11 protein-coding genes are annotated in these 10,541 nt (G+C 38.5%); 1 reads left to right on the forward strand and 10 read right to left on the reverse strand.

All coding sequences use genetic code 11. From position 1 onward, the window contains the following. The 6 genes from HMPREF2644_RS03550 to HMPREF2644_RS03575 all read right to left on the reverse strand — a co-directional run. Positions 1-442, reverse strand: a 442-nt coding sequence (locus HMPREF2644_RS03550) for a site-specific DNA-methyltransferase (protein ID WP_257285946.1), incomplete at its 3' end; no start/stop codon positions are given. A 215-nt stretch (positions 443-657) separates the two neighbouring features. Next, the gene (gene rnhB / locus HMPREF2644_RS03555) at positions 658-1,251 is read right to left on the reverse strand and encodes a ribonuclease HII (RefSeq protein WP_011272364.1); all 594 of its coding nucleotides are present in this window, start codon (positions 1,249-1,251) and stop codon (positions 658-660) included. Further along, positions 1,244-2,416: a lipid-A-disaccharide synthase gene (lpxB, locus tag HMPREF2644_RS03560; protein WP_011272365.1), complete on the reverse strand. Its 1,173-nt coding sequence runs from the start codon at positions 2,414-2,416 to the stop codon at positions 1,244-1,246. Before lpxB ends, rnhB begins: the two co-directional genes overlap by 8 nt. Before the next feature lie 66 nt (positions 2,417-2,482). After that, complete coding sequence (lpxA, locus tag HMPREF2644_RS03565) at positions 2,483-3,271, reverse strand: acyl-ACP--UDP-N-acetylglucosamine O-acyltransferase (protein ID WP_011272366.1); 789 nt, start codon at positions 3,269-3,271, stop codon at positions 2,483-2,485. Positions 3,272-3,284: 13 nt separating this feature from the next. Continuing rightward, the gene (gene fabZ / locus HMPREF2644_RS03570; RefSeq protein ID WP_042599657.1) at positions 3,285-3,689 is read right to left on the reverse strand and encodes a 3-hydroxyacyl-ACP dehydratase FabZ; all 405 of its coding nucleotides are present in this window, start codon (positions 3,687-3,689) and stop codon (positions 3,285-3,287) included. Between the two features lie 117 nt (positions 3,690-3,806). Beyond that, entirely contained in the window at positions 3,807-5,375 is a 1,569-nt protein-coding gene (locus tag HMPREF2644_RS03575; RefSeq protein ID WP_038441387.1) for a phosphoethanolamine transferase, read from the reverse strand. Between the two features lie 131 nt (positions 5,376-5,506). Between HMPREF2644_RS03575 and pyrH the strand changes: the two genes are divergently transcribed. Further along, positions 5,507-6,220: a UMP kinase gene (pyrH, locus tag HMPREF2644_RS03580; protein ID WP_005662848.1), complete on the forward strand. Its 714-nt coding sequence runs from the start codon at positions 5,507-5,509 to the stop codon at positions 6,218-6,220. Between the two features lie 238 nt (positions 6,221-6,458). On the opposite strand, the gene nrfD is transcribed toward pyrH, so the two are convergent. The 4 genes from nrfD to nrfA form a co-directional block, all read right to left on the reverse strand. Further along, complete coding sequence (gene nrfD, locus HMPREF2644_RS03585) at positions 6,459-7,424, reverse strand: cytochrome c nitrite reductase subunit NrfD (RefSeq protein ID WP_005669842.1); 966 nt, start codon at positions 7,422-7,424, stop codon at positions 6,459-6,461. Next, on the reverse strand, positions 7,421-8,098 hold the full coding sequence (gene nrfC, locus HMPREF2644_RS03590) for a cytochrome c nitrite reductase Fe-S protein (protein WP_038441385.1): 678 nt from the start codon (positions 8,096-8,098) through the stop codon (positions 7,421-7,423). The genes nrfD and nrfC overlap by 4 nt, the downstream gene beginning before the upstream one ends. Further along, positions 8,095-8,745 (reverse strand): cytochrome c nitrite reductase pentaheme subunit, encoded by a 651-nt coding sequence (gene nrfB / locus HMPREF2644_RS03595; RefSeq protein ID WP_038441383.1) that lies wholly within the window; start codon positions 8,743-8,745, stop codon positions 8,095-8,097. The genes nrfC and nrfB overlap by 4 nt, the downstream gene beginning before the upstream one ends. Before the next feature lie 75 nt (positions 8,746-8,820). Beyond that, positions 8,821-10,347, reverse strand: a complete 1,527-nt coding sequence (gene nrfA, locus HMPREF2644_RS03600; protein ID WP_038441381.1) for an ammonia-forming nitrite reductase cytochrome c552 subunit — start codon at positions 10,345-10,347, stop codon at positions 8,821-8,823. Positions 10,348-10,541 lie beyond the last annotated feature (194 nt).

Here is a 10,541-nt window from a genome sequence, read left to right on the forward strand (position 1 = left end):
GCTGGCTGGCTGGCTGGCTGGCTGGCTGGCTGTTATTGCGTTTAAAATAAATTTCTTCGCCTTCTTCGGTGCTTTGTCCGCCATTTAGCACACAATCTTTAAACGGAAAATCCAACACAATATCCGAACTGTCTTTCAAAAAGCGGTTGCCGTCCGTCAAGCCAATGCGATTGGCGTATTTTGTGTAGGAATTATTGATTCTGTGTTTGTCCAAGAAAAAACGAAAATCCTGCAATTTAAACACCAAAACACCATTCACTTCCACAAAAAAATGGCGTTTTAACTCATCATTCCCCAATAACAACCCGATAATAGTCGGGTCGGTTTTTTCTACCAAATCCAACAGAATGTTTTTGGCTAAAATGGTTTTTTCTTCGTTCGCCCATACTTTTTCGTGTGATAGTAGGGCTTGGGTTAATTCGGTTTGAATGTCTGTCTTCATCGTTATAAATCCTCATAAGTCATTATTTTAATGTGCTATTACAAAGGAATAGCAGAGTGTTTAGGTATATTTATCGACCGTACAGGTTTAATTACTCTCTTAACCTGTTTTCTTTGACTCACAGAAGTCAAAAAATTTTGTTTATGTGCATCAAATTTTAGTGAAAGCATTAACACAGTATTAAAACACAGCCTTTGTTAAACCAAATTAGCATTCTAAAACTGTTCTAGTGCTTTTTTCACTGGGGCAAAGCTACGACGATGTTGCGGTAACGCACCAAGTTCAGCTAATTTTTCCAAATGTAATTTGGTCGGATAGCCTTTATGCTGGGCAAAAGCGTATTCTGGATATTGCTTGTCTAATTCTTCCATTTCTTGGTCTCGTGCCACTTTCGCCAAAATAGAGGCTGCACTGATTTCTGCCACAAGGTTATCGCCTTTGACGACGGCTTGCGCTGGAATAGCTAAATCTTTTGGGATCTTATTGCCATCAACCAACACAAAGTGCGGTTGAATTTTTAAAGATTTTACTGCTCGAGTCATTGCCAGCAAGGAGGCTTGCAGGATATTTATCTCGTCAATTTCGTTAGCTTCAGCTCGACCTAATGCCCAAGCAAGGGCTTTTTCTTTGATTTCTTCAGCAAGGGCTAAACGTTTTTTCTCAGAAAGTTTTTTAGAATCAGCGAGTCCTTCAATTGGATTATTCGGATCCAAAATAACGGCAGCCGTGACAACAGCCCCAACTAAAGGGCCTCGCCCAACTTCATCAACACCAGCGATCAATTCATAGCCTTGTGGATATTCAAACATTTTCTGTTCCTTCTAATAAATCAATGACTGCTTGAGCCGCTTGCTTATCGGCATTGCATTGAATCTTTTGGTGTAAATCCGTGAAGTGCTGAATTAAAATATGGCGATTTTTTACCGCACTTTCATCATCAGAAAGATAAGCAGATAATTTTTCAGCGAGCAATTCTGGCGTGCATTCTTCTTGAATCATTTCAGGCACGAGCATTTCATTCGCAAGCAAATTTGGTAAAGAAATATAATCGGTTTTCACTAAACGTTTTGCTAAGAAATAGGTCAGTGGTTTCATTCGATAGCCTACCACCATTGGGGATTTACAAAGCATTGCTTCAAGTGCTGCTGTTCCTGAAGCAAGAAGTGTTGCATCAGCTGCAATCATTGCTTGTCGTGCATTGCCGTCAATTAAATGCAGGTCTAGATTTGGCGCAATTTTAGCTTTAATGGCTTCAAATTGAATTCGTCGTTTTTCGTTCACCAAAGGAACAAGGAATTGTAAATCAGGAAATTGTTCTTTTAACAATAAAGCTGTTTTTAAGAAAGGCTCAGCCAGAAATTCCACCTCTGAACCACGGCTTCCAACTAGGATAGCTAAATAGCGTTGTGCGGGATCAATCTGTAGCATTTGGCATGCTTCGGCACGGTTTGGTTTGAGCGGAATAGCATCTGCCATTGTGTGTCCAATAAAACGGCAAGGGACATTAAATTTATCGTAAAAGGCTTTCTCAAAAGGCAAAAAGGCAAGAACTTGATGGGTCGCTTTGGCAATTTTATGGATACGATTTTGACGCCATGCCCATACAGAGGGGCTCACGTAATGAATGGTTTTAATTCCGTTAGCTTTGAGCTTGAGTTCTACATCCAAATTAAAATCAGGCGCATCAATGCCGATGTAAACATCAGGTTTTTCTTGCAACATAGTTTGAATGACATTTTTACGAATTTTCAGCAAACGAGGAAGATGTTTCAAGATTTCAGCCAAACCCATAACAGAAAGCTCTTCCATATCGACGAGCGTTTTACAGCCTTCAGCCAACATTCTTGTGCCTGCAATACCAATAAAGCGAGCATTAGGATAATGTGCTTTGAGCTGGCGAATTAAACCAGCACCGAGAATATCACCAGATACTTCTCCTGCAACAAGAGCAATGGTTGGATTTGTTTTGTTCATCAAATTTATCCTAAAAAATAACCGCACTTTGGTGTGCAAAGTGCGGTTGAAAATGAAGAAGTTTTATTAACGAATAATTCCGCGAGTTGAACGTTTGAAAAATTCAACAAAAAAACTGATCGCTGAATCGGTTTCCGCAATTTGCTCAATTTCTGGTAACACTTCTTCAAGTGTTTTACCGCCACGATAGAGCATTTTATAAATGTTACGGATTGTGTGCATGGTTGGTTTATCAAAACCACGACGTTTCAAACCCTCTAAGTTTACGCCAAATGGACGGGCGTGGTTGCCTTGTGCCATAACATAAGGTGGTACATCTTGGCTTACCATAGAACCACCGCCTAACATAACGTGTGCACCAACAATCACAAATTGATGAATCGCTGACATACCGCCAACAATCACGAAATCATCTAATTCTACGTGACCTGCAAGCGTTGCATTGTTTGCCAGAATACAGTTATTTTTAATTTGGCAATCGTGTGCAACGTGAACATTCACCATTAATAAATTGTTATTGCCAATAGAGGTTACGCCACAGCCTTGAATCGTGCCACGATGAATTGTCACGTGTTCACGAATTCGGTTGCTATTACCAATAATGGTTTTTGTAGCTTCGCCTTTATATTTCAAATCTTGGTTTACTTCGCCAATGCTCGCAAATTGATAGATTTCGTTATCTTCGCCAATCACGGTATCGCCACGTACCACAACGTGAGATTTCAATACAGTGCGAGCTTTGATTTCAACACTGCCCTCAATAATACAGAAAGGCCCAATAAAAACGTCTTCGCCAATTACCGCCCCTTCTTCAACGAGGGCAGTTGGATGAATTTTTGCACTTGGGTGGATCATATTTACCCCTTAATTAACGACGAGCACACATTAGTTTTGCTTCACAAGCGATTTCGCCATTTACGGTAGCAACGCCAGTAAATGAAGTGATACCACGGCGTTCTTTAATCACTTGAACGTTTAATTCCATTTGATCTCCAGGTAACACCGGGCGTTTAAAGCGCGCTTCATCAATACCTGCAAAGTAGAATAGTTCGCCGCCTTTTAATTCGAGAGTTTTAAAGGCTAAAATGCCCATTGCTTGTGCCAAAGCTTCTAAAATTAAAACGCCCGGTAAAATGGGTTCGCCTGGGAAGTGACCTGTGAAACAAGGCTCATTCACGCTGATATTTTTAATCGCTTTTAACCATTCGCCTTCTTTAAAATCCAATACGCGATCCACTAACAAAAATGGGTAGCGATGTGGCAATAAAGTCATAATTTCTTTTGATTCGATCACTCTTGGTTGTTGTTCTGACACGTTGATACCTTACAAAAAATAAACAAATAAAATCTGTCGGATTATACGATATTTATAGCTAAAAATAAAACGTACTCAATATGCTCCGTGTTTAGGACGAATATCAATGGCTGGATCGTCATCTTTACGATATTTTTCATCAATTCGTTTTTGCAATCCAAAGTCATTTTTATCCGATTCGTTAGAAAATAAATCTTCTGTTTGCGTTAATTGAGGATTTTGAATTCCTATCCAATTTGCAATCCCTTCTAAGAAATTTAAACCTGATTTAAACACCTTATATTCTTTGCGTTCCATATCATCTGATGAAATTTTGAATAGCGGAATATTATGGTGCTCTCGGCTGAAACAGTTTTGATTGAACAAAAGTATATTGTTTTTTTCATCTTGTTGGTGGCACAAACCGTGATCTGAGAAATAAATCATTGAGAAAGTGCGGTGATTTTTCTTCGCATTTTCTTCAAGCTGATCATATACACGTTTTAAAAATTCATCGGTTTTCTTAATAGACGACACATAGCAATTTAAATAACCATATTTCGGATTAAGATCTTTATCATCAAAAATTTTTGGATAATCTTCGATACGATCGCAAGCCATTGGGTGTGAACCATAAATATGCAACACAATAAAACGTTTTCCTTGAACAGAATTTTCTAATACTTGGGCGAATTTGGGTAATAAATCAAAGTCACTAAAGTTAGTCGAATTAAAGCTTCCGCCTTTTTTCAAGAAAAAGGTTTCATCAGATTTTGAAGCGAGGGATGAAACGGGCGTATCGAATTTACCGAGCATACCTTGATTAGAAAGCCAATAAGTTTTCACGCCTGCAGATTTGATTAGATCCACTAAACTCAAGCTGTAATTTGGTTCCCATTTTTCTTTGTTAGGAAGGGTTAGCATTAGACGAAGTGAGGCGACGGTATTTGTTCCTGCTGAACGAAAACCATCAATCAACGTGCCTTTAGCGTTAGACATAAAGGGGGTGTTTTCTATTGGATAACCGTAGGCATGGTGGTAATCTTTCCGCGCACTTTCTCCGAGTACAATTACATAATCATCATAGCGTGAATTTTCTAATGTTGATTTTCCCCAGTTATCAGATTGAGAGATTTGTTTTAGTTTTTGTACTTCATCTACAATTTTTAATGTGGAACTTACCGTTTCTTTAATCGGTTCAGCAAGCGGCATGTTGTAAGCAAAAAGCAATGTCGCCAAGGCAATAAATGTTTTATTACGATAAAATTTTATGCCAAATTTCACCGCACTTTTGTACTGAAGAAAAATCAAAATAGGAATGGCGAAAGCAATTAAGTAACTACTCACTGGAATTTGCAATAGAAATTCCTTCGTTTCCAATATATCTGTTGCGAAAAGCGAGGCGATATATTGATAGCTTGGAGGGCCAAAATTTAGCCCCGTAGGTGTATAAAAAGCATGCAGTAACGTAAGAGGTAGCAAAATAAAATAGAAGGATTTTTTACTGCTGCTTAATAAGAGAATAGTTATTGTCGCAAGCAGAATAAGATCTACAGTTGGTTCTGTAAACATCCCAGAACCGATTAAAATAAAATAACCCGCGAATGCGGCACAAATCACCGCAAAAAGTGCGGGCAAAATTTGGCTTGTTTTTTTCGTGTTCATCATTGTCTTCCCTGAAAAGAAAATATCGCTATTATCCACCTTTCACTCAGAATTTCCATATTTAACTTCTTCACTCTTGAGCGGTTATTTTATAGAATAAGCCAATTTTTTTAAGCCAGAAGGAAAAAACAATGAGCCAACCAATTTATAAACGTATTTTATTGAAATTAAGCGGTGAAGCATTACAAGGAGAAGATGGTTTTGGTATCGATCCTGCGATTCTCGATCGTATGGCTGTTGAAATTAAAGAATTAGTGGAGATGGGTGTGGAAGTTGGCGTCGTTCTTGGTGGCGGCAACTTATTCCGTGGTGCAAAACTAGCAAAAGCGGGGATGAATCGCGTGGTGGGCGATCATATGGGAATGCTTGCTACGGTGATGAATGGTTTGGCAATGCGTGATTCTTTATTCCGTGCTGATGTGAACGCAAAATTAATGTCCGCTTTCCAATTAAATGGTATTTGCGATACTTATAACTGGTCTGAAGCAATCAAAATGTTACGCGAAAAACGCATAGTCATTTTCTCTGCGGGAACGGGAAATCCATTCTTTACCACTGATTCTACCGCTTGTTTGCGTGGTATTGAAATTGAAGCTGATGTTGTGTTGAAAGCGACTAAAGTTGATGGTGTGTATGATTGTGATCCAGCGAAAAATCCTGATGCAAAACTTTATAAAAATTTAACTTATGCAGAAGTGATCGATAAAGAATTAAAAGTGATGGACTTATCGGCGTTTACTTTAGCTCGCGATCATGGCATGCCGATTAGAGTGTTCAATATGGGTAAACCTGGGGCATTACGTCAAGTAGTGACTGGTACTGAAGAAGGCACCACTATTTGTTAGTGAATGTTGAAAAGAATAATATTAAAGAAAATACATAATTAAATTAAGGACTAAACTTTTAATTCATTGAGTTTAGTCTTTTTAATTTAAATAAAGCATTACGGCAGGAATGAAAGTTTTCGTAAATTCTGTTTAGTCTTCATAGTTGGATTATTTAGATATAAAAATCTGCACGCTAATAAGTGAGAAAGTTAATCAAACTTTTAGAATGCAGATTAATTTTTTATAAAAAGTCAGTTTAGGCTACAGTGAGTTGTCCCGCATATAAAACAAAGAAACGTAAACAGAATACCCCAATTAAGTCAAAAATTGACACCAAGATAATAAAGTTACGATTGTATTTTAAACGGTCATTAACAAACATATTGGCGATTAATGGGATCAAGATACCGATAATCAATACTCCAACCCAGAATATCGCTCCCCAAAAACCAGATAAGGCATTATGTAAGGCAACTGTTTTTTGTCCGCCACCAAAATGTAAGCCAACGAAGAAACACACAAGCAAACCAAGTTCTGTCACCATAATTGGCACTTCAAATTTGTGGATAAAGTGCGATTCGTGAGAATCACCTTTTAGTTTTCCTGCAATTAAGATAATTAAGAAGGTTGCAGCAATACCAGATGATGTGCCAGAGGCTAAGAATAATGCGGGTAATACTGGGTTATTCAACATTGGATAGCTAATCAATGCAGAAAGTAAGAACCCTGTGTATGCACCAAGCACTGCAGCCAATATGAAAAGAATAACTTCGACTGGACTTGCAATACGTTCTGCAATACCGATGAGTTTCATCACAAATTGCAGTTTTGGTATAAAGCGATTAATTAATGCTTCGATTTCTTTTTTAAAAATCACTACACCCCAAATTACTAAAAATAACATATAGATTTGGAATAGCATGACCCCCATCGACATTACGGAGTTGAATTGATAGTTAAACATCAATTTCCAGAATGTCCAAGGTCGAGTCAAGTGGAAAATTAATAGCGTTAAACCAATTAATGTTGGCACAGATCCTAAAATTACCCCAGATCGAATAATCCAGTTTTGGCTTAGATTTTCTAGTTTATTACTGCGTTTATAGGCAATTGCTAACTGTACTGCACCAGATGAGATCCCCAATAAAAACAAGTAGATCGCAATGGTATAATCCCACACTAGATTAGGCGTATGAAATGGAACTGGATAATCTAACGTCATCTTCTAGGCTCCCCATGTTGGAATGGAATGTGATATAAGTTTGGTTGTGTACCTAATTCCACTTTAGTGCGATAAACTGATTTTTCTTTCACTTTACGTGAAACTGCACTTGTTGGATCATTCATATCCCCAAAGGTTAATGCTTTGGTTGGGCAAGCCTCTACGCAAGCAGGTTGTTTACCATTGGCTAAATTTGTATCGCGGCAGAAGTTACATTTATCTGCGGTACGATGTACTGGATGAATAAAACGTACACGATATGGGCAAACTGCTATACAGTATTGGCAGCCTACGCATAAATCTTTATGTACATCTACAATGCCAGTCTCTTTATCAATAAAAGATGCACCAGTTGGACAAACTGCTACACAAGGTGCATTTGTACAATGTTGGCAAGATTGACGAAAGAACTCGTATTCTTGATTTGGAAATTCCCCATAAGGTTCACTACGTAGAATCTCTAAGCGAGAAACGCCTTCTGGCACTTGGTTTACATCACGACATGAGTCCATACAGGCTGTACAACCGATACACGCATTTTCATCATGTATCATTGCGTAACGTTTAGGTTTATCCGCCTTGTCTTCTTTTGCAAAAGAAGGTAAAGATGTTCCCGTCATAAGGATCACTGCCCCCATGCCAGAAACAAAGTTTCGGCGTGAGCAGACTGTCATTGTTTATCCTTTTGTTTGGTTAGTTTATCTTGTTCAGCTTTACGTTTTTGTTGTTTACCATGGCAATCTACGCAAAGTTTAACGCGTTGTTTTGGTTGAATACCTTTCATTGCGTCTTCTTTAGGATGAAGAGTATGGCAACTTGCACAAGGCAATTTCATTGCGTGAACATCATGCGCCCATAGTTTTTCACGAAGTTTGTCAGGTTGGTGACAAGCAAAGCAAACTTGGTTTTGTTCTTGAACTGAATACATCGGTTTTTTATTACCGAAAATATCCCCTTCAAAACGCATAACATCTTTAGCACCACGACGGTGATTTTCAGAAATGTTACCGTGACAGCTTACACAAGTAATTGCTTTACCGTTATTTGGATTTTTCTTATCTAAATGTGCGCCGTGAAATTTACCAAAGTGGAGTTCGCCACCAGACTGTTCTAGCGTTTGGTTCTTATCTACCTTGTCGAATTTATGGCATTTAGCACAATATTGATTTGGATCGCGTTGGTTATCTAATTGCGGTTCATAAGTAAAATGATCCGCAGGTTTTTGTGCATCATCGGCATAAGCCAAAAACGGCAATGCGACAAATGCCACACTTAACGCTAACGCTTTTGCAGATTTGTTGATTAAAGAAGTTAAATTCATTTGGGTTACCTCAAATTTGACCTTGAAAATTACCGCACTTTCTAGTTGCAGTTAAAAGTGCGGTAGATTTTTCATTTATTTTTGTGTTGGTGGATCAACTAATAAGCCTTTTTCTCTAGCTTGTTGCTCCCATTGCGGTACCACAGTTTTTAAGAATTCTTCTTTCGCTTTACGTTCTTTTTCAATATCAATACCCATTACTTTCCACGCTTTATCAGCTGTTGAAATATCTGGGATTTGAACTGGAGTTTTCACACCGTGTTTAGTTAAGATTACAGCAAGTTTAGTGCGCGCGTCTGCTACTTTATCTAAGCCAGAAGCTAATACACGAAGTACTACTTCAGGCGCATGCATATGACCACCATGGCTTGCAGCAGTGTAATCCCAACGCCATTGAGCATGACGAATATCCATTAATGCTGCTTCCATTTCTTCTTTAGTTGCACCTGCGTCCCAAGCCGCTTTTGCTTCAAAGTGAGCTTTAACAACTTGGTCTTCTAAACGACCCATTACATCTTTCACTTCTTTTTTACGTGAAGTAACAATATCGCGTAATTTTTCTTTGCTTTGATCGTGACAATTTGCACAAGTGTGGTCAAATGCATCGAATGGATTTTGGATTTGGTGGTCAGTATAAACTTTACCGTCTGCGCCTTGTACTTTTGGCATATGGCAATCTACACAAGTTACCCCATTTTTACCGTGCATACCTAAAGACCAAATTTCAAAGTCAGGGTGTTGTGCTTTTAACATTGGTGCTTTAGAAAGTGAGTGAGTCCAGTCAGTGAAACCAATATCATCATAATATTTTTCAATATCATCTACGGTTTGACCATTATCCCAAGGGAAAGTTACTTGCTTGATGTCCCCTGCAAAATAGTATTCAACGTGGCAGTTTGCGCAAATTTCTGCACGTTTTTCAGTACGCGCTGCCGTGTTGAAGCTTAAATTGTTGTGTGGGCGACCTTCTGCTTTATCTTTTTCAGCAGTGGCTTTTTCTAAAGCATCAAGGGCGCGTAATACGTGTGGACGAGCAATACGTAATGCAGGTTTGCCTTCTGCAAAATCTTTAGAGGTTGTGTCGTGACAGTCAGCACAGCCAATTGAGTTCACGATTTCAGGCCCTCCCTTTGCCCATTTCGCATTGAAATAATCTTTCTCACCCCATTCCGCGATTAAACGTGGAACATCAGGACCTTTACATGTCCAACATGCCATAGCTTGAGGGCCATCATTTGCAGTTTTTGGCGCACCTGTACGTAAAATATTACGCACATCTGTTACCGCATAAAAGTGACCGCGTGGTGCGTTATATTCTTTTGCAAATGCATAACCACCCCAAAGTACGATTAGGCGCGGATTTTCTTCATCAGCATAAATAATGTTTTCGCCATCGCCGTTTGCTGTAGAACGCCAGCTGTTATATTGATTTGGATATTTTTCTGCAAATTTTTCATTTACAGATTCAATTTTCAAATCAGGTTTTGCGGGTTCAACAGGTTGTTCTAATGGCTTATATACAAGCTCAGCAGTAGCTGAGTTAAATAAGCTTAAACTCGCGAAAGACGCTGCCACAATAAGGCTTTTTTTGAATGCGTTCACGATAATTACTCCATTTGTTGTAATAAAAAGGTTAAGTAGAAAGTTGAGAATTATTATTAATATCCATACAAAACGTAGATATATTTTCATTCAAGCGTAAGATACCAAAAGAAAAAAGTTTTTCTACTCGCAGAATGCTAAAGTTTGAGCTTGATCAAGCTTATCTTTTAAAATACTCAAAAAGAGGTATATTG

Source organism: Haemophilus sp. HMSC071C11 (genome assembly GCF_001837655.1).
Classification (GTDB): domain Bacteria; phylum Pseudomonadota; class Gammaproteobacteria; order Enterobacterales; family Pasteurellaceae; genus Haemophilus; species Haemophilus influenzae.